At 37.7% G+C, this 19,681-nt stretch carries 18 protein-coding genes; 7 read left to right on the forward strand and 11 right to left on the reverse strand.

Annotation, left to right across the window (positions count from 1 at the left end):
- Positions 1-74 precede the first annotated feature (74 nt).
- The gene (ispB, locus tag ABN080_RS12680; RefSeq protein WP_072069575.1) at positions 75-1,046 is read left to right on the forward strand and encodes an octaprenyl diphosphate synthase; all 972 of its coding nucleotides are present in this window, start codon (positions 75-77) and stop codon (positions 1,044-1,046) included.
- 49 nt (positions 1,047-1,095) lie between these two features.
- Here ispB and ABN080_RS12685 read toward each other — a convergent pair whose 3' ends face one another.
- Complete coding sequence (locus tag ABN080_RS12685) at positions 1,096-1,512, reverse strand: DNA-binding protein (RefSeq protein ID WP_036939375.1); 417 nt, start codon at positions 1,510-1,512, stop codon at positions 1,096-1,098.
- 82 nt (positions 1,513-1,594) lie between these two features.
- Positions 1,595-1,945 carry a DNA-binding protein gene (locus tag ABN080_RS12690; protein ID WP_072069576.1) on the reverse strand — a complete coding sequence of 117 codons (351 nt, stop codon included), beginning with the start codon at positions 1,943-1,945 and terminating at the stop codon, positions 1,595-1,597.
- A gap of 186 nt (positions 1,946-2,131) precedes the next feature.
- On the opposite strand from ABN080_RS12690, the gene ABN080_RS12695 reads away from it, so the two are divergent.
- Entirely contained in the window at positions 2,132-2,398 is a 267-nt protein-coding gene (locus ABN080_RS12695) for a helix-turn-helix domain-containing protein (protein WP_072069577.1), read from the forward strand.
- 102 nt (positions 2,399-2,500) lie between these two features.
- On the opposite strand, the gene mdh is transcribed toward ABN080_RS12695, so the two are convergent.
- Positions 2,501-3,439, reverse strand: coding sequence for a malate dehydrogenase (mdh, locus tag ABN080_RS12700; protein ID WP_072069578.1), 939 nt, complete (start codon positions 3,437-3,439; stop codon positions 2,501-2,503).
- Positions 3,440-3,884: 445 nt separating this feature from the next.
- Between mdh and argR the strand changes: the two genes are divergently transcribed.
- Positions 3,885-4,355, forward strand: coding sequence for a transcriptional regulator ArgR (gene argR, locus ABN080_RS12705; protein WP_006535714.1), 471 nt, complete (start codon positions 3,885-3,887; stop codon positions 4,353-4,355).
- A 63-nt stretch (positions 4,356-4,418) separates the two neighbouring features.
- On the opposite strand, the gene mpl is transcribed toward argR, so the two are convergent.
- Positions 4,419-5,798 carry a UDP-N-acetylmuramate:L-alanyl-gamma-D-glutamyl-meso-diaminopimelate ligase gene (gene mpl, locus ABN080_RS12710; RefSeq protein ID WP_349441203.1) on the reverse strand — a complete coding sequence of 460 codons (1,380 nt, stop codon included), beginning with the start codon at positions 5,796-5,798 and terminating at the stop codon, positions 4,419-4,421.
- 164 nt (positions 5,799-5,962) lie between these two features.
- Here mpl and fbp point away from each other — a divergent pair, with 164 nt between their 5' ends.
- Positions 5,963-6,970 (forward strand): class 1 fructose-bisphosphatase, encoded by a 1,008-nt coding sequence (fbp, locus tag ABN080_RS12715; RefSeq protein WP_023583589.1) that lies wholly within the window; start codon positions 5,963-5,965, stop codon positions 6,968-6,970.
- A gap of 199 nt (positions 6,971-7,169) precedes the next feature.
- Positions 7,170-7,697 (forward strand): inorganic diphosphatase, encoded by a 528-nt coding sequence (gene ppa, locus ABN080_RS12720; protein WP_072069581.1) that lies wholly within the window; start codon positions 7,170-7,172, stop codon positions 7,695-7,697.
- Between the two features lie 86 nt (positions 7,698-7,783).
- On the opposite strand, the gene ABN080_RS12725 is transcribed toward ppa, so the two are convergent.
- The 6 genes from ABN080_RS12725 to tamA form a co-directional block, all read right to left on the reverse strand.
- Positions 7,784-8,956 (reverse strand): MFS transporter, encoded by a 1,173-nt coding sequence (locus tag ABN080_RS12725; RefSeq protein ID WP_349441204.1) that lies wholly within the window; start codon positions 8,954-8,956, stop codon positions 7,784-7,786.
- Positions 8,957-8,964: 8 nt separating this feature from the next.
- Complete coding sequence (locus ABN080_RS12730) at positions 8,965-10,257, reverse strand: dTDP-4-dehydrorhamnose 3,5-epimerase family protein (protein ID WP_349441205.1); 1,293 nt, start codon at positions 10,255-10,257, stop codon at positions 8,965-8,967.
- 49 nt (positions 10,258-10,306) lie between these two features.
- On the reverse strand, positions 10,307-10,570 hold the full coding sequence (locus ABN080_RS12735; protein ID WP_349441206.1) for an XRE family transcriptional regulator: 264 nt from the start codon (positions 10,568-10,570) through the stop codon (positions 10,307-10,309).
- A gap of 365 nt (positions 10,571-10,935) precedes the next feature.
- Positions 10,936-11,283 (reverse strand): gamma-glutamylcyclotransferase family protein, encoded by a 348-nt coding sequence (locus tag ABN080_RS12740; RefSeq protein WP_196554262.1) that lies wholly within the window; start codon positions 11,281-11,283, stop codon positions 10,936-10,938.
- Positions 11,284-11,288: 5 nt separating this feature from the next.
- Positions 11,289-15,113, reverse strand: a complete 3,825-nt coding sequence (tamB, locus tag ABN080_RS12745; protein WP_502935116.1) for an autotransporter assembly complex protein TamB — start codon at positions 15,111-15,113, stop codon at positions 11,289-11,291.
- The gene (gene tamA / locus ABN080_RS12750) at positions 15,110-16,852 is read right to left on the reverse strand and encodes an autotransporter assembly complex protein TamA (RefSeq protein WP_072069587.1); all 1,743 of its coding nucleotides are present in this window, start codon (positions 16,850-16,852) and stop codon (positions 15,110-15,112) included. The genes tamB and tamA overlap by 4 nt, the downstream gene beginning before the upstream one ends.
- Positions 16,853-16,978: 126 nt before the next feature.
- Between tamA and msrA the strand changes: the two genes are divergently transcribed.
- Together msrA and paeA are read left to right on the forward strand one after the other, a co-directional pair.
- Positions 16,979-17,617, forward strand: coding sequence for a peptide-methionine (S)-S-oxide reductase MsrA (msrA, locus tag ABN080_RS12755; RefSeq protein WP_196554261.1), 639 nt, complete (start codon positions 16,979-16,981; stop codon positions 17,615-17,617).
- Positions 17,618-17,767: 150 nt separating this feature from the next.
- Positions 17,768-19,150 carry a polyamine export protein PaeA gene (gene paeA / locus ABN080_RS12760; protein ID WP_166540291.1) on the forward strand — a complete coding sequence of 461 codons (1,383 nt, stop codon included), beginning with the start codon at positions 17,768-17,770 and terminating at the stop codon, positions 19,148-19,150.
- Positions 19,151-19,225: 75 nt separating this feature from the next.
- Here the strand turns inward: paeA and ABN080_RS12765 are convergent, their stop codons facing one another.
- The gene (locus tag ABN080_RS12765; RefSeq protein ID WP_036939412.1) at positions 19,226-19,432 is read right to left on the reverse strand and encodes a DUF1107 domain-containing protein; all 207 of its coding nucleotides are present in this window, start codon (positions 19,430-19,432) and stop codon (positions 19,226-19,228) included.
- Between the last annotated feature and the right edge of the window lie 249 nt (positions 19,433-19,681).

Below are 19,681 nucleotides of genomic sequence, written 5' to 3' on the forward strand. Positions count from 1 at the left end.
GAGAGTAAAATCTATGGCATGATCATTTTTTATTAATAATAACGCGCTCATTGGCGAGCCAAAGTCGAAAAAACATGAATTTAGAATCTATTATAAAACTAACATCCGCTGATATGGCTGCGGTAAATGAGGCAATCCTTTACCAGCTTAATTCAGATGTTTCTTTGATAAACCAACTTGGTTACTACATCATTAGTGGTGGTGGTAAAAGGATCCGACCAATGATCGCAGTGCTCACTGGACGAGCATTGGACTATCAAGGTGACAAACATATCTCGGTCGCAGCGCTTATCGAGTTTATTCATACTGCAACGTTGTTACATGATGATGTTGTTGATGAATCTGATATGCGCAGAGGAAAACAAACGGCAAATGCTGTCTTTGGAAACGCAGCAAGTGTGCTTGTTGGTGACTTTATCTATACACGATCTTTTCAGATGATGACGGATCTTGATTCAATGCGTGTATTAAAATTAATGTCTAGCGCCACTAACGTGATCGCCGAAGGTGAAGTCTTACAATTAATGAATTGTAATGATCCTAACATTTCTGAAGATGACTATATGCAAGTTATTTACAGTAAAACAGCGCGCCTATTTGAAGCAGCTTCTCATGCGTCAGCCATCCTTTCTGGAGCAACACCTGAGCAAGAAAAAGCATTCCAAGATTATGGACGTTATCTTGGTACTGCTTTCCAGCTCATTGACGATCTGCTTGATTATGATGCTGACAACAGTCAGTTGGGTAAAAACACAGGCGATGATCTTGATGAAGGCAAACCTACGTTGCCATTACTTCATGCCATGCATAATGGTAATGAAGAAGAATCTCAATTAATTCGCCAAGCTATTGAACAAGGTAATGGTCGCCATTTATTGGATACCGTTTTAAAGACCATGAAACAAAGTGGATCTTTGGAATATACCCGCCAAAAAGCAGAAGAAGAAGCAGACAAAGCAATTGAAGCTTTATCTATCATACCTGATTCACCTTATAAAGAAGCGCTTATTGGGCTTGCTCACGTTGCTGTACAACGTCAATCGTAACCCTAATAACACTACCCCATTAATGGTATAGAAAAGCCAGCCAGAGCGACTATGTCGACTCTGGTGGGTTTTTTAATTTATTGAGTACTTCTTCATTTTCTCGCTCAATTGCATCTTGATTATCAGCATCAATATAGCTAATGAGCTTTGCTAACCCTTCTCGAAGTACAAACTTCACAATTTTTTCACGTTCTGATTTAGTTAATTGATAATACGCTTCAACCCAAATCAAAAAAGCATCCTGACGCTTTGATAAATACTCGGCGGGAGGTTCATGTGCGGCTAATACACCAATAACCTCATCAGGTAGGCTTTTCACTGAATACTCGACAGCTTTCCCCTGCACACCTCGTTTACGGCGATTTTCCCACCCTTCACGACGCGCCATCAAGTTCACTCCCTGCGGTGAGTTAGGTAACCCCGCAAGCCCCACTAATTCTTTCGCTGTATACCATTCTTTTTTCATGATCTCATCTCACATTCAACTAAGAGGTTAGTCAGATAGATATCTGTTGCGGATAACGCAATAATAGATTCTTTAAACTCGCCTAATCATTGACGAGTTTTTCTAAAAAACTTCTAATACCATCCCGCAATATCAGCTCTGTTAATGTTTTTTGTTCACCATCATTTAGTTGTTGGAATGCTTTCACCCAGATAACGAGTGGCTCCTCTTTTTTATTTAGTTTGTAATGTGCTAATGGTTCATAAAGTTCCAGAGCAATTAAAGTTTTATCTGGTAAACAAGAATAATGATATTCAACACCATTACCTTGCTTATTCTTTATCTTTTGTTTTTGCCAAAATTCACGTTTAGCTTTTGCATTTACACCTTGTGGTGATTTAGGTAATCCACCTATACCCGTCAATTCCTTTGCCGTATACCACTCTTTTTTCATTATGTTTCTCTAAAATTGTTATCAACTTCAAAAAAGAAATTATTAAGAAAAAAATCAGAAATCTTTTTAGAAAAATAATGTTATTTTATTTTCTAAATAATCAGTTTAAATGCTTTAAGACATTTCTAATAAACTGTTATTTATACCACTAACACAGCAATTAATTTTATAGAAAAAGGATTAAAAATGATTTCAAGGAAATCTGATTGGCATCCTGCCGATATTATTGCCGCACTTAGAAAACGAGGAACAACACTTGCTGCCATCTCTCGCCAAGCAGGGTTAAGCTCTTCAACACTCGCTAATGCACTGTCACGCCCTTGGCCTAAAGGAGAAAAAATCATTGCTGATTATCTTGGTGTTGCCCCTTCTGAAATTTGGCCAAGCCGTTATTTTCATCCTGAAACAGGAGAATTACTTGAACGAAAGATACGTGACAAAACTAATAATTAACTAATAATTACATGCATTATAATTAATAAAAAAAACCGCTGATACTATATCAGCGGTTTTTATTTAATTTTGCATTATTTTTATAGCAAAAAAAGTATATCTTTATTTATTAATAAATTCTTCACCAAGAATTATATCTTTTTTCAATACGTCTAACATGCCATTAAGAGATTGTTTTTCAAAATCACTTAATTTACCAATAGATAAATATTCCTCTACACCGTTTTTACCTAAAAGAATAGGTTGTGCAAAGAAACGGGCATATTCTCCGTCACCTTCTGTATAGGTACATTCAATAACATTTTTCTCGCCATTTAAAGCGCGAATTAATGAAAGACCAAAACGAGCGGCTGCTTGTCCCATTGATAATGTTGCTGATCCGCCACCAGCTTTTGCTTCTACAACTTCAGTACCTGCATTTTGGATACGTTTTGTCAGTGCTGCGACTTCATCATCTGTAAATGATACACCAGCAACTTGAGAAAGTAGCGGAAGAATAGTGACACCCGAATGCCCACCAATAACAGGAACATTGGTTTTCTGAGGATCTTGGCCTTTTAATTCAGCAACAAAAGTATTAGCACGAATGATATCAAGTGTGGTGATACCGAAAAGACGTTTTTTATCGTAAACACCCGCTTTTTTAAGCACTTCAGCAGCAATAGCAACTGTCGTATTTACAGGGTTAGTAATGATACCGATAAGTGCTTTAGGGCAATTTTGTGCTACTTTTTCAATTAAGTTACGCACAATACCTGCGTTAACATTGAAAAGATCTGAACGATCCATACCAGGTTTACGTGCAACACCCGCAGAAATCAGAACAACATCAGCGCCTTTTAATGCAGGAGATGGATCTTCGCCGGCAAAACCTTTTACAGTCACTTGAGTTGGGATATGGCTTAAGTCAGCTGCGACACCCGGTGTGACGGGAGCGATATCATATAAAGAGAGTTCACTACCAGCTGGAAGCTGATTTTTAAGAAGAAGTGCCAGTGCCTGACCAATACCACCCGCTGCACCGAGAACTGCTACTTTCATTCTGATACTCCTTAGTTACGAGATAGTGGAACGCCTTAGAGAGACTCACTATTACGCAATACACCTTTTGAAAAACAATTATTTAACAGCAATATTGCATAATAAGGCATTTACAGTGGAAAATAATACTTGGGTTATTCTAAACAAATTGCTTATCTGTTAATGAGATAGCGGGCACTCTTTTGATAAATAATTCCAATAAATTGGGTAAAATGTTAAGTGGCTCTATCTCCTTACGATAATCATTTAAGCTTATCATTTATTTAACAAATATTTCACTTTCTTAAATTATCACATTCAAAGTCGATAAATAAAATTTTTTTGTAGTACATTCTACTTTACAATTTTCAGTAGATTACCTCTCACCTTTCATCGTCTTTTGTTGCATAAAAATTCACTCCTCTGCATAATACGCAGGTTATTGATAACTCACTAAAGGTGAACTATGCGCGTTCCTTCTAAGCAAGAAGACTTGGTTAAAGCGTTTAAAGCCCTGCTGAAAGAAGAAAAATTCAGTTCACAAGGCGAGATTGTGACGGCATTGCAAGAGGCTGGATTTGATAATATTAACCAATCCAAAATCTCTCGTATGCTAACAAAATTTGGTGCAGTAAGAACACGAAACGCCAAAATGGAAATGGTATATTGCCTTCCAACTGAACTTGGCGTGCCAACAGCAAGTAGCCCATTAAAAAATCTGGTACTCGATATCGACCATAACCATTCGGTTGTGGTGATAAGAACGAGTCCAGGTGCGGCACAACTTATTGCACGTTTATTAGATTCATTAGGCAAAGCAGAAGGGATCCTCGGCAGTATTGCAGGTGATGACACTATTTTCTCAACACCAGCGCCTGGATTTTCAACAGAAGAGTTGCGAGATGCGATCCTAAACCTGTTTGATCAGGAATTATAATCTCTTTACTCTAACGTCCTAAAATAAGCCACTAAACATTCAGTGGCTTATTTTTATTTATTACTAATACTGATCCTCTGATCCTTTAGGCTGAGCTAATTTTTTAAGCAGCTTTTCATGTATCCCACCAAAACCACCATTACTCATAATTAAAATATGATCGCCCGCTTGGGCTTCTTTCGCAATCATATCCACTAATGCATCAAGGTCAGTACTCCAACGAGCTGGTTGTACGCAATGCTCTGCAATATCACTCACTAACCATTGAATATTCGGTGGCTGGAATAGAAACACTTCATCAGCTCGACCTAATGCTGGAGCGATATCATCCTTGCTAATTCCCATTTTCATGGTATTTGAACGAGGCTCTAACACCGCAATAATACGCGCGGTTCCACCGACTTTACTGCGTAGTGCTTCAAGCGTTGCTAAAATCGCCGTAGGATGATGTGCAAAATCGTCATAGACACTGATCTGGTTTACTTCGCCACGTAACTCTAAGCGACGACGCGCATTAACAAACTTATCTAATGCTTCACAAGCGTCAGCAGGTAAAACACCAACATGATGCGCAGCAACTATTGCCATTAAGCCATTTTGCATGTTGTGTTCACCAGAAAGCCCCCAACACACTTCTCCAACCTGCTCGCCTTTATGAAACACCTCAAAATGACTACTGTCATTAGTGAGTTTTTTAGCTTGCCAATCGCCTGTTTCCCCCGTGAATTCTTGTTCGCTCCAACATCCCATTCCAATGGTCTGTTTTAAATTCATATCGTTGTCAGGCATGATGATTTTCCCACTGCCAGGAACGATACGAACTAAATGATGGAATTGTTTTTGAATTGCCGCTAAATCGTCAAAAATATCGGCATGGTCAAATTCAAGGTTATTTAAAATCAGTGTGCGAGGTGAGTAATGTACAAATTTAGAACGCTTATCAAAGAAAGCGCTATCATACTCGTCAGCTTCAATCACAAAGAAAGGGCTTTCACCTAATTGCGCTGAAACTTGGAAATTACCGGGCACACCACCAATCAAAAAACCCGGCTTATAACCACAATCTTCTAAAACCCAAGCTAACATACCTGCCGTTGTTGTTTTGCCATGGGTTCCTGCAACCGCTAATACCCAACGTTCTGGTAAAATATAATCATGTAGCCATTGAGGGCCTGAAGTATAAGGCAGACCTTTTTCAAGTACAGCTTCAACACAAGGATTTCCTCGTGTCATTGCATTACCAATAATCACCATGTCAGGAGCAGGTTCTAATTGTTTAGGGTCATATCCCTCAATCAGTTCAATTCCCTGATTTTCTAATAAGGTACTCATTGGTGGATAGACATTAGCATCAGAGCCTGTGACTTTATGTCCCTTCGCTCGAGCTAAAATGGCAAGACTTCCCATAAAGGTGCCACAAATACCAAGAATATGAATGTGCATGAATTTCTGTCCAATAGCATGAAGTTGGTCACTATTCTAACGATCAAAAAGCAGATAAGGAACGGATTAACCTTTGAATCATTCGATTCTTTGGCTAAACTTGCCACCACCAAGGAGATTTTCCTCCTTTTTTACTTTACCCACTCACATTCAGGACCTGCGTCATGAAAACATTAGGCGAATTTATCGTCGAGAAACAACAAGATTTTCCCCATGCAACTGGCGAACTTACTGCATTGCTTTCGGCAATTAAGCTTGGGGCTAAAATTATCCACCGTGATATTAATAAAGCAGGGTTAGTCGATATTTTGGGTACTAACGGTGTTTCTAATGTTCAAGGTGAAGCCCAGATGAAACTGGATCTTTACGCGAATGAGAAACTAAAAGCGGCATTAAAAGCACGTGGTGAAGTTGCGGGTATCGGATCAGAAGAAGAAGATGATATTGTAATCTTTGAAGGTGATCGTGCTGAAAATGCTAAGTATGTTGTACTAATGGACCCTTTAGACGGTTCGTCGAATATTGATGTAAACGTTTCCGTCGGGACAATTTTCTCTATTTACCACCGTATTACGCCTATTGGCCAATCTGTAACATTAGATGACTTCTTACAACCTGGTCATCGTCAAGTTGCAGCTGGCTATGTCGTTTATGGCTCATCAACCATGTTAGTTTATACAACCGGTTGTGGTGTTCACGCCTTTACATATGACCCTTCTTTAGGTGTATTCTGCCTATCTCATGAAAGTGTACATTTCCCACCAACAGGAAATATGTACTCTATCAATGAAGGTAACTACATCAAATTCCCATTAGGTGTCAAAAAATACATTAAGTATTGCCAAGAACAAGATGCAGCCACTAATCGCCCTTATACCACTCGTTATATCGGTTCTTTAGTCGCTGATTTTCACCGTAACTTACTAAAAGGCGGCATTTATATCTATCCAAGCACTGCAAGCCACCCTACTGGTAAATTACGTTTACTCTATGAATGTAACCCAATGGCGTTTTTAGCAGAACAAGCTGGCGGTAAAGCAAGTAATGGTAAAGAACGTATTCTTGATATCGAACCTAAAGAGCTTCACCAACGTATGCCTTTCTTTGTAGGTACTAAATCGATGGTTGAGCAAGCTGAAAGTTTTATGGCGCAATATCCAGACGAAGAATAATTCATTGGTCTAGCACCAACATAGATAAACCGGGCTTCTTTTTCGTCCGGTTTTTTCATCTTTGAAAATAGAACTTCTTTTTATTTACTGCTTATTTTTACGTCATAACGCAACATGTTCGGCAAAAAACGGGTATTGTTAAAAACTTTTCGCTATACTACAGGCCACGTAAAATTAATTTTTTTATAGGAAATTTTTTATGAGCCTGAATCATGTTCCTGCTGGTAAAGAACTACCAGAAGATATCTATGTTGTTATTGAAATCCCAGCAAATGCTGATCCTATCAAATACGAAGTTGATAAAGAAAGTGGCGCACTGTTTGTTGACCGTTTTATGTCAACCGCAATGTTCTACCCATGCAACTACGGTTACATCAACAACACATTATCTTTAGATGGTGACCCAGTAGACGTTCTGGTTCCAACTCCATACCCATTACAACCAGGTTCAGTTATTCGTTGCCGTCCTGTTGGCGTACTGAAAATGACTGACGAATCAGGTGAAGATGCAAAACTGGTTGCAGTACCACACACTAAACTGAGCAAAGAATACGATCACATTAAAGATGTGACTGATTTACCAGAACTGTTAAAAGCACAGATCAAACATTTCTTTGAGCACTACAAAGATTTAGAAGCTGGCAAATGGGTTAAAGTTGACGGTTGGGAAGGTGTAGAAGCTGCTAAAGCTGAAATTCTGTCTTCTTTCGAACGCGCTAAAAAATAATTCTGACGCTATCAGAATAACTAAGTAAGTTATTATTTAATAATTTACTGATGAAAAAGCTCTTCATTTTATTGAAGAGCTTTTTATTATGGTACTACTCTTTTCTTCAAACACATTATAAGCAATCCACCACTTATCAATGTAATAGCAATGGCGACTATCATTAATGTATAAACCACTGAAACATCCCCTGTTGAAAAAAATAAAAGTCCTCCCACAATCGGTAAGATCAATTGATTCAATAAGATGATTAGAGATGACACACTTGCTAATTGATTGAGAGGAATAATCTCAATTCTAAGCATTCTTAAAATATTTCCTGAAAAGACTTTCCCAATAATTGAAATTGCATAACTGATAAAAAACAAGATCATGGAACCTTGAAAAAATACTAGGAAAGAAGAGCTGATAGCAATAATCAAAATTGAAATAATGGTGAGTGGCCTTCTACTTATATATTTACTTAAATAGCTATATAAGTATGTACCTAATACACCACAGATCCCCGCTGCAATATCAATAAAACCATAATATTTTATAGGTAATTTCATAGAGCGATCAATTAACGCTGTACTACTAGATTCAATTAACCCATCAAACATATTGTTACCAAGAGCAACAAAAATAGAAAATAGAATTATCGGTGATGATATAATGTAAATAATCAACTTATTAGAAAAAGTTACTTCTTCAGAATTTTTTTCATTAATTTTCTTTTTTTCCTTATAAAGGAATAGAAAGAAACAAGCATTAATAAAATAAAACATAACAGGTATAACAAGTAAATATTTATAGCCATAATCAATAAAAAAAATGCCAATGAGAGGGCCGATGATCATCCCTAAGAAATCCATTCTAGACATCATATTAATATGGTGTTCTTTATTATTACTTATCGATGCTACGATTTTTTCATACGAAATAAGCGTTTGAGAGTTTCCAATCGAAATTAAACTTCCAACTAATCCAAAACTTACTGCTATCATCATTTCAGACGTAAAATCTGCATATAATAAAAATAAGCATCCTGTTATTTTAAAACCATCAGAAATAATAGATATAGGACGAACACCTAGGCTATCTATATATTTACCAAGCAGAGGAATTAAAAAAATCCGAGGTAACCACCATAGTGCGTATGTCAATCCTGCATATTCAATACTCGTTGTTAACTGATAGACAATAACAGGGGTAAGAAAAACCATTAACCCATCAGCAGTTAATACAAAAAAAAGCATATGAAAAAAGACAATACGCATAATGAATACTAAACCTTTTCTTTAATTAACACTTTAATTGGCTGGTTATTTTCATCATAAACAATAATTGATTTTGGCGTATGATGAGTGGGCTTGTGTTTCATTAACTCTTGTTGTTTAGAAACAAGGAATTGATAATAGCTTAAATCTGCTGCTATTTTATTAACGCGATAAGATTGATAATTTTTATTAGCAATTTTCCAATCAATCACATCATGACCTGGAATATATTCTTTTTCTTTGTCTAAATAGATAACCGGCCGATTAACAGTAATAATATTCGCCATATTAAATAAAGCATGGGCAACACCACAGGGGATCACTAATTCAATATTTGGTGCAGGATTAAAAACAATTTTATCTTCATAAAAAAGCGTGGGTGAATTTTCACGCATATCCACCAGCTTAACAGTAATTTCATGAGATATATCGCCTAAAAAAGTTAAATGATCTTCTTGCCCTAAATGTAATCCATAAGAGTCAAAATCATAATCCTCATGACCATGCTCGACCAGATACATAGGGGATTGTCGCGTTAATGGGACAATCCCACTCTCTTTGCCAGTAAGTAGAGTCGCCATTTCACAAAATTCAACGCCTAAAATAGTCGATGTAGGTAATTGTTGTTTTTGAGCATCTGCCATTTTCTCTCGCAACCTTAAATTAATCTCATCACCATTATCTAAGCGGATTTTGCGGGTTTCAGAGTGTAGAAATCGATGTTGACTTAACCATTGTTGTTGTATCTCTGCAATCCGATGATAGACCAGCGCAGAGGCTTCTTCTGTCATTGGTTCATAGCCTTCAATCTCATTAATATCGACATTTTCAGGGAGATTTATCACATCATTATTAGGTGACCAATTTAATGTTTCACTTGCTAATTGCTCGATTGTGGGTAAAAAAAGAGAATAGCTATTTAAGGTAAAAACATTCTCTAGATGAGAAAAAGTATGAGCGACCCCAGGGGGAATAATGAGTGTTCTTGCGGATGATGGCGTTATCTCAAAACTTAATTCTGATTTAAATGTTGGTGAGTTTTTACGACAATCAATAAATTTAGCTAATATTTTTTGTTTTTCATCACCTAAAAAAGTTAATGTATCTTGTTGACCAAGATGAATACCGTACTGCCCATATTTAAATTCACTTTTACCATGGTAAACAATATTAATAGGATAGGTTGTTGCGAAAGGAATAACATAAGACTGCTGTTTTCCATTATTTACTCGCCAGCGAGCAACCCAATATAATCCTACGATATTAATATTTTTATTAAATTCATTAATATCCTTATTCACTACTGCCTCCTATGCAGTTAAAAAAGCAGCCTTATGGCTGCTTTTTTTATTAAATACTGACAATTTCAATATCATACCCAAGTAACTTTGCACTTTTTTTTAATGCATCTAAATTAGTTGTATTTAATTTTAAATACTTATCATCGGCGGGTGCGTTTTTAATACCGGCAAGATAGGCGAGTTTATCTAATGCATCTGTTGTTACCGTTTTTGTTTGTAATATCATATCAGTAAAACGATGATTTACTATATTATGTTTTACGTCTTTTGGTGGATTATTATAAAGTTGATTAATATCATTTAATTTATCCATAAAATTACCTTATTTCACTATATTAATAATAGGATGGTTATCTCTGTTCCTCTTAAGCAAAACTGTTTTAACATTAAATTTATTTTGTTGTCAATCAGGCCTACTATTAATAATATTCATGTCATTATATATAAAAATAAAATAAATAATTGCTGACTTAAATTTCAAAGTAAAAATAATATAAATGTTTACGAGCATTAGAAATATGACTGTCTCTACTATAAATAATAAAATAGTAATAAAAATTAAAGCTTGTTATTAATTTTATAGAAATTATATTTTCACTAAAAATAAAAAGCGCGATATAAATATCGCGCTTTTTTATCATTACTGAGTCATCTATCGTAATAGCTAAAATTTGCCAATTACTCTTCTTCGTGACGTTTTAACCAATCTCCGCTTTTGATTTCTCTCAACCCATCAACTGGCTTTTGATAAAGATAGATCCAAGCACTGCCATAAGGCGTTGAAATCAATTGTCGCTTGTAATCCTGATCATTCTTTTTCAATTCATCAAGTTCTGTCAAGATAGAGGGAGTTATCCGATAGACTTCACACTCTATCTCTCCTTCACCTTCAATAACCGCAGGATAAAACCCTAAATCATAGAGTTTGTACCCCACTAACGTATGCTCACCTAAAAGTTGTGCATATGTCATCCAGTGATGGTTACCTTGGTTTTGCCGTAAACTTCCATAAACAATAATTCGCATATAATTTAAAACTCAAATTGATAAAGCAGATCTATTGCCTGATTCATACCAGACACTGCTTGTAAATACAACCTGGGCATCAAGCGATAACGTAAGGTTAACGTCGCTAGCGAATCAAATATACCCACTCCATACTTCACTTGTAGATCGTTCGTTATCTTACCGCTGACCACGACTTGTGAGTTATCTCCCACACCTTGTGTATCAAGCGCTAAATCCGAAACACCAAAGGTTTCACCTATGCGCCCTACAAGCTGGCCACTCTGACCAACGCCTAATCCTATCAACATTGCTGTCATTTGTGATGAATCAGCATCACCACTGTCTAGACCTTCGCCTCTTAACAAATAAGATAATGCTTCTTGTTGTGTTTTAGCAGGCTCAGAGAAAATTTCCACTTTAGGCTGGTCAGCAAGCCCTGTTACTCGAACCCCCGCAATCACATTATCTGCAGTATTATCTGGATTACGAATAGCCTCGATATTTAAGTAAGGTTGATCAACGGGTCCAGAGAACAAGATTTGGCCCTTACGGACTTGTAAGTCTTGCCCATAGGCTTTGAATTCCCCTCTTGGAATATCAACTTGCCCATTTAAACCTAGTCCTTGTTTATTCTGATTGACTTTAAGTGTTCCCGTCAATCTTGCTTTAAGCCCAAATGCGTCCAGCGTCACATCATCACCAATATTAATCGCTAAATTGCTTTGAATTGGAATCGATGCCTCTTTTGGTGCTATAGGTTGTAAGTTTTTATCTAGCATCACTTCATCAGAAGATGCCGATACTGCTGATTCTGGTAATTCTTGAACCACAATACGAGCCCAAGGGATATCAATACGACCATCTAATTTCAGTAAATGAGGGCTAGCCTCAAAGACGAGATCAGGATTAACATCAATACGCACCATTGGAGGTAATGACACTCGTAGTTTATTACCATTAGCGGCTACCACTGCGCGCCATTCATCTAGCTGACGCCAATCTGCATTCCCAGTAAGATTTAAGTAACCTTCTGGTGTCTCAATTCTGCCGCCTAAGTCCGATGTTGCTCCATTGAATCGAACATCAACATTACCTTTCGTAATATCAAATGGGATCCAATGCCCGACCACTTTTAATTGATTAATCCCGAATTGACCAAATAACAGCGGCGATTGAGCACTTCCTCCTAAACGTAATTGAGCACCAATATTCCCTTGAGCAATTTCACCTTTACCTAAGAACGGTTTGATTAAATCTAATGTCAAATTATCAATATCAACCGTACCTGATAGTTGGCGCTTTTTCTCAAGATCGGCAACATGTACGTTACCTTTAAAATCACCATTACCTGCAATGCTAATCAGCCATTGCAATGTGGCTTTACCATTATTCATACCTGCATTTAAGGTAATAGCATCAAAATCAATAGGTAAAATCGTTCCTTCAATATTCTGTTTTACCGCAACACCTTGCCCTTTTAGATTGACAGATGCTTTCGGTAAGCCACCTTTTGAATTCCATGTTGCAGTGGCATCCCCTGTAAATACGCCTCGAACAGAAGTTTCAGGTGGTAAGAACGGCTTTATCATTGCTAAATCAAAACGTGTTAGCGTAATTGCAGCAGTTCCACTTTCACCCACAGTTATCGCTTTAGGAACACAGACTTGTGCATTTGGGTTCACCCAGCAATGAGAGCCAATCGTAATCTCTTGCTTTTCTGCCAACAAATTCAGCGCCATTGCTTTATTTAAACGCCACTCACCCACAGGGGTATCAAAAGCCGTATTATTTAGCGTTCCTTTCCACTGTTGTTTCTCCTTATCGAATGATCCTGCTAATGTCAGCCCACCAGAAACAGGTTCGCCATCCATTTTCAACGTGAGTTTATGTTGTTTTTCTGTACCTGCTGCATCTAACGTTAAATTACGGATAATTAAATCTGCTTGTCTTAACTGACGTGCAGTAATAGCCAGTTTGCCACCAATCTCTTTATCAGACTGAACATCGCCTTTAATCGTAATAGATCCAACACTCACTTGATCTTGCCATTTAATGCCCTGAGCGTTGATATCAGCAATAATCTTCGGTGCATTAATGTCACCTCGAATATTCACCTTACCTTTTACAACACCAGCAAGTCCTGGCACTAAACCATTTAATCCTGGTGCATTAATATTGGCATCTAATGCCCACTTGTCACCTAGATGTCCTTCGATATCAAGCTTATTCTTACCCAGTATCAGATTTAATTGAGGAATATTCCATTGCCCAGAATCATTACCATAGGCATTCCCTCTCGCCTTGATAAGATTATTTTTAATATTGCCATCTAACGTAATTTCAGGAACACGTAATTGCCAACTTCCACCATACAGGCTTCCCGTTGTAGCAATACGCCCATCTAATTTGGCAGGCATATCAGGATACTGTTTTGCGGTATTAATTCCTGAAATAGTGAGCAATGCATTCCAACTAATTGCTTTACTCCAATCAGCCACTCCTGTGATATCAGCGTGGCCTTGTAATGCAGCTAAACGCAAGCGTGTTAATTCTATTTTTTCTTCATTACCTTTTGCATCCAACATTAATTTCGCAGGCGGGACCTCCTGGCCTTGGATATCAGAACGTAATGAAAGGGTGTAATTATCTGTCTGACCATTGAGACGCAGTCGAGTGTCATTAAGTTGATACTGTACATCCCCAGTTAATGGCCAACGTACTGTTTGACTCTCTAAGGTCAGTTTTAATGGAAGATGTGGCTTGGCTAGCTCAGCCTGTGCATCAAGTGTAGCAGTTACTGTTCCAGTTAAAGAAAGTGCTAATTTAAGCTCTTCGAGCAACGCACCTTGTAAAGAAAGTGTCGCTTTTTGATCTTTAAAATCTTCCAAGCCCACAACATCACGAATGGTAGCGTTGATATCTAAATTAACAGGCCATTGTTTATCAAGCGTGATCCCCCCTTTTAAACTGACCTCACCTTCTGGCGCATCAACACGTAATTTAGTGAGATTAACTTGCTTACCTTGAGTATTCGCTTCAAAAGATAATTGATTGATAGTAACTGGGGCATCCCCACTCACTTGTAATTGCTTACCTTCAATACCTTCAATATTGATATCTACAGGAATAATAATTTCAGGTAATTCAGCCAATAATGGCTTAGCAAAGATCGTTTTAATTGTGTCTGCTAATGCCTGTTCTTTTTCTTCTGGTGTTTTAGGTTCAGCTTTAGGTTTTGCAGTTACGACTTCTTTTACATCTTGGGTAACCGCTTCAACACTACCTTCTTCCGGAGTCTTAGGTAACGCCACCAGCAAATCATTAATAACAGTTGGATTTAATGTGACTTGGCGACCTTCCCACTGTGCACCTGTTTTAAACTCATCCAGCGAGATTGCCATATCGTCAATCTTCACATGCGTATTTTCTAATGAGAGCGAGTTTAAATAGATAGGTAACGGAGCATTAAGCTCAGTTAAAGGATCTGATGGTGGGGTTTCTTCAGAGGGTGGGAAAGCACTAGTATCAACATTAACAACCACATCGCGTGTCGCCAATGTATCAATGCAAACTTGTTTATCCGTTAGGCATGCTAAACGTAATCCTAACGATAACTCACCCACATTCACATCAACTCCGGGCATTTGATATTCAACACCCGTTAAACGCAGATCTTTCCAGCCACCATTAACATCTTTGATAACTAAGCCTGGAACCCAGCGAGCCGCACTATTAATGGCAAAATGCAAACCTGATTGTGTTCCTAAGATCCAAGCTACAGCACCAAATGTAAGCAAAATAATGATAAGGAGTGTTAACGCAATCCATTTCAACCACTTTTTTATCATAACTCTGCTCCTAACCCGATATAAAACTGGAGTCTACGTTTATCAACGTCACTCACAGGTAGTGCTAAATCAAATTTAATTGGCCCAACAGGTGATGCCCAACGTACACCTGCACCAGCACCGGTTTTAAAATCGCTGCGAGTAAAATCATTAACGGCTTCACCACTATCAATAAAGACAGCACTCCACCAATTACCCGTAACGTTATATTGATATTCTACCGATCCAACGAGCATCCTTGATGCCCCTGTTAAATTACCTTTACTATCTTCTGGTGAAATACTTTGGTATTTAAAGCCTCGAACACTTCTATCACCCCCTGCAAAGAAACGTAATTCAGGAGGTACTCGTTCAAAAGCATTGGTTTCAATCCAACCAAAATTGCCTCTTACAACAAAGCGGTGCCCTTCCCATGGTGTACGTATCCACACCTGTTGCGCTTGGAACGCAGCAAACTCAACATCTGAACCCCATATTTTATTGGAGTAGTCTAATGAGTAACGTTGGCTATCTCCCCAATAAGGCATCATACCGCCACGTTGACGTACTCGACTGGCAGTTACACCGGGATAAAGCAACATGGTGGTATTTGTGACTTCACCTTGGGTAAAGTGGCTGAGACTCCAACGTGTATTCACACTGTATTGCCAGCCTGTAGACATATCCCAGTTACGAGACACATTTAACGTTGTGGTATCAGAGCGAGTATCATTTAAATCAGTACGTTTAAAACCACCTTGAACACCATAATATTGCTCTAATGGATTGACCTTAAGTGGAATTTTATAGTTTGCTCCAATAGATTGTTCAGGCTGAGAAACACTAATGTTGGAGGTTAAACTATGGCCACGCGAATTCATCCATGGTTTATCCCACTGCATATTAAGGCGAGGACCAACATCAGTGGCATAACCACCACCAAGCTCTACATAGTTACGAGAACGAGGTGTTACAACTGCGCTCATCGGTAAAAGATGAGAACCTTCAGCCCGTGCTTTTGCAATATCAGGAGTAACAACCGCAGAGTTAAACCATCCTGTTGCGGCTAAGCGTCGGTTGAATTCAGCCAGATCTTCAGAGGCGTAATACTGTCCTTCTTTAAAAGGAACAATATTTTGTAAATAGTCTTCGCGGATTTGAGAGCCAGTATAATTTACTTTGCCAAAACGATAACGTTCACCACTATTAAAGACAAAATCCCAATATGATGCATGGTTATCTAACGAGACGCCTAGCTGGCTTTTATCCATTTCTGCATCAAAGTAACCACGACGGATAGCAAGTCCTGTTAATGAACCTTTGAGCTTTTCATAATCACCATGGTTTAAAACACTATCAAGAGGAGGAGTATTTTCTTTAATTACTTTTGCGTATTGTTCGTCTGTTTTAGCACCACCTTCAAGAACAATATCGACCCCTTTAAGTAAAATAGGAATGCCTGGTTCAACTTTAGCGGTTAATACAGAGCGCGTTGGTGGTGTATTTTCTTGGTAAGAAAATGTCACACTAGGCTGATAATAGCCTAAAGGGCGAAGTCCTTCTTGAATTGCTTTTTCAACACGCGCACGAAAACGCCCGTCAGGTGCAACTTCTTCTGTTGTAATGTTTGATAGCTGGACTCGCGCATTTTTTTCGAGTTGCCCTTCTAAACCTTCTACTTTTAAACGCAAACTTGCCCCATAAGCAACAGGTGCGATAAAAGACAGACAGAGAACGTAGATAACGGAGTATCTCGGCACGTTTTCTCCTCAATATGATTTAATCCATGTGATAAATTGACGACAAACTGTTTTAAGCTTTATTGTAGATTTAGTTTATAACAATATTAAGCCTTTACCATAGTAAAGCGTTTACAAATATAAAAAATGGAGTCTACCTTGCAACATAAAGCTTACCAACCAGAGAATGCCTTAAGGGGTACCTCGACACCATTAGAAATATCTGCTAATCATGCAGTAAATGGGCATTCTATTAATGACATTCCTGAAAAGATGAGTGTCGCTTATTTTGCCATGGGTTGTTTTTGGGGCGTAGAACGTCTGTTTTGGCAACAACCCGGTGTTTACTCAACAAGTGCAGGTTATAGCGGCGGTGTAACAGAAAATCCAACCTACCAACAAGTTTGCCAAGGTTTAACTGGCCATAGTGAAGTGGTGAGAGTTGTTTTTGATCCCACAATAATTAGCTACCAACAACTTCTAGCTCTTTTTTGGGAAAATCATAATCCATCACAAGGTATGCGCCAAGGTAATGATATTGGCAGCCAATACCGCTCTGCCATTTATACTGTTAACGCAGAGCAATATAAACAAGCCATTGAGTCAAAAACACGTTATCAACAAGCAATGAATGCTCAAGGTGCAACAACGGAAATTACGACAGAAATACAGCCAGCTGGCCCTTTTTATTTTGCTGAAGATTACCACCAGCAATATTTACACAAAAACCCACAAGGTTATTGTGGATTGGGCGGGATTGGTATCTGTTTTCCACCTGAAAAGTAACACTAGCAGAAAATAGTAGGGCGATGATATAATTACGCCCTCTTATCTATCTTTGTGAATAATTTCATCACAATATATTGATTTATCTTCTATTTTTAACACTCTAGTATTGCCCTTTGGATTGAATACTCGGGGTGATGTGAGCCTTATATGCTTAATAGTTTACTCATTGTGCTTTTGCTTTGTGCCATCAGCGCCTTTTTTTCGCTGTCTGAAATTTCTCTTGCCGCCTCTCGTCGAATTAAACTCAAACAACTCGTTGATGAAGGTAATATTAACGCTGCCCGCGTCTTAAAAATGCAAGAAATGCCAGGCATGTTTTTTACTGTCGTTCAAATTGGATTAAATGCAGTTGCCATTTTGGCGGGTATCGTTGGCGAATCTGCATTCTCTCCTTCACTAAAAAGTTTCTACCTACAATTTTTTGAAGAGCCTCTAGCTCAACAACTTGGATCTATCTGCTCTTTTATTATTGTCACATCAATGTTTATTTTACTGGCTGACTTAACCCCAAAACGTATTGGTATGATTAAGCCTGAAGCCATCGCATTAAGAATTGTGAATCCAATGCGTTTCTGCCTTGCCTTTTTCCGTCCTCTGGTATGGTTATTCAACGGCATGGCTGATCTCATCTTCAAGCTGTTTAAAATCCCGATGGTCAGAAATGAAGATATTACTTCTGATGATATCTTTGCCATTGTAGAAGCCGGCGCTGTTGCAGGGGTTTTACGTAAACAAGAACATGAACTTATTGAAAATGTCTTTGAATTAGAATCACGTACCGTTCCTTCAGCAATGACTCCTCGGGAAGATGTGGTTTATTTTGATCGCGAAGAAACTGAAAACGATATTAAAGAAAAAATTGCCACCCAACCCCACTCTAAATTTTTAGTTTGTGAAGGTGATATCGACCATATTATTGGTTATGTGGATTCTAAAGAACTTCTTAATCGAGTTATTAATGGACAAAGCCTAAATCTCAATGAAGGTGTTCATATCCGCAAAGCGCTCATTATTCCTGATACATTAACACTCTCAGATATGTTAGAAAGTTTTAAAACATCAGGTGAAGATTTTGCCATCATCCTCAATGAATATGCCATGGTAATGGGCGTTATTACGCTAAATGACGTGATGACAACATTGATGGGCGATTTAATTGGACCAGGACAAGAAGAGCAAATTGTCAGTCGTGATGAGCATTCATGGTTAGTTGAAGGTGGTACACCAATTGATGATGTGATGCGCGCACTTGATATTGATGATTTCCCTGATTCAAGTAATTACGAAACTATTGCTGGTTTTATGATGTTTCGCTTACGCAAGATCCCAAAACGTACAGACTATGTGAAGTTCTCAGGGTATAAGTTTGAGGTTGTCGATATTGATAATTATAAAATTGATCAATTACTTGTGACAAAAATTGATGATATTCCTCCCGTTAAACCCGTCTTACAAGAGCATGTTCCTGTTACACAGACAACAACGACGGAAGTAGAAATCAAAAAAGATGAAAATAAAATTGCAGATTAGTAACTAAATGAAATTAATAACTGAGTCTTATCTGAAAACTCAAAGAGAAAGACTCAGTTATCTATCAGATAAAAGTTAACCCATTTCAGCCTTAAGCAAAATAACCTGCTGGTTTACTTCACTCATAACATTAAAATGTAGCTTATCTTTTATTTTAGGCAGTAAAATTTTGCCGTAATCAAATTCAAATGCACCCATTCCTTTGATGTAAAACCGTCCACGAAATAACGTCTTAACGTAGAGAGCAATTTTTTCAGGGTTATAGCGATTGAAGATTTTCATCTTTCAGTTAGTCTCCCATGCTCGTTGTTGAGTTTAATAAGTCATAAAGACTTATCTTTATATATCAAATTTAAAGACCTAATTATAAGTACTAGGTTCAACTTATTTAAATTTCTTATCTATTTTTACATTTATTGACAGTAAAGAATATAAATCAAGATAACGTAAGCAATATCTTACCCACTCAATGTTAAATAAATGTATCAAAAATGCAGTATTATTCTTCACTAGCTTCTATGCTTAAATAGA

This window comes from Proteus sp. fly-1089 (assembly GCF_040138965.1).
Lineage (GTDB): Bacteria > Pseudomonadota > Gammaproteobacteria > Enterobacterales > Enterobacteriaceae > Proteus > Proteus vulgaris_B.

Excerpts from the sequence above, each read along its gene's own strand:
- ispB (WP_072069575.1), top strand. The coding sequence starts at position 75 with ATGAATTTAGAATCTATTATAAAACTAACATCCGCTGATATGGCTGCG.
- ABN080_RS12685 (WP_036939375.1), bottom strand. The coding sequence starts at position 1,512 with ATGAAAAAAGAATGGTATACAGCGAAAGAATTAGTGGGGCTTGCGGGG.
- ABN080_RS12690 (WP_072069576.1), bottom strand. The coding sequence starts at position 1,945 with ATGAAAAAAGAGTGGTATACGGCAAAGGAATTGACGGGTATAGGTGGA.
- ABN080_RS12695 (WP_072069577.1), top strand. The coding sequence starts at position 2,132 with ATGATTTCAAGGAAATCTGATTGGCATCCTGCCGATATTATTGCCGCA.
- mdh (WP_072069578.1), bottom strand. The coding sequence starts at position 3,439 with ATGAAAGTAGCAGTTCTCGGTGCAGCGGGTGGTATTGGTCAGGCACTG.
- argR (WP_006535714.1), top strand. The coding sequence starts at position 3,885 with ATGCGCGTTCCTTCTAAGCAAGAAGACTTGGTTAAAGCGTTTAAAGCC.
- mpl (WP_349441203.1), bottom strand. The coding sequence starts at position 5,798 with ATGCACATTCATATTCTTGGTATTTGTGGCACCTTTATGGGAAGTCTT.
- fbp (WP_023583589.1), top strand. The coding sequence starts at position 5,963 with ATGAAAACATTAGGCGAATTTATCGTCGAGAAACAACAAGATTTTCCC.
- ppa (WP_072069581.1), top strand. The coding sequence starts at position 7,170 with ATGAGCCTGAATCATGTTCCTGCTGGTAAAGAACTACCAGAAGATATC.
- ABN080_RS12725 (WP_349441204.1), bottom strand. The coding sequence starts at position 8,956 with ATGCGTATTGTCTTTTTTCATATGCTTTTTTTTGTATTAACTGCTGAT.
- ABN080_RS12735 (WP_349441206.1), bottom strand. The coding sequence starts at position 10,570 with ATGGATAAATTAAATGATATTAATCAACTTTATAATAATCCACCAAAA.
- ABN080_RS12740 (WP_196554262.1), bottom strand. The coding sequence starts at position 11,283 with ATGCGAATTATTGTTTATGGAAGTTTACGGCAAAACCAAGGTAACCAT.
- tamB (WP_502935116.1), bottom strand. The coding sequence starts at position 15,113 with ATGATAAAAAAGTGGTTGAAATGGATTGCGTTAACACTCCTTATCATT.
- msrA (WP_196554261.1), top strand. The coding sequence starts at position 16,979 with ATGGAGTCTACCTTGCAACATAAAGCTTACCAACCAGAGAATGCCTTA.
- paeA (WP_166540291.1), top strand. The coding sequence starts at position 17,768 with ATGCTTAATAGTTTACTCATTGTGCTTTTGCTTTGTGCCATCAGCGCC.
- ABN080_RS12765 (WP_036939412.1), bottom strand. The coding sequence starts at position 19,432 with ATGAAAATCTTCAATCGCTATAACCCTGAAAAAATTGCTCTCTACGTT.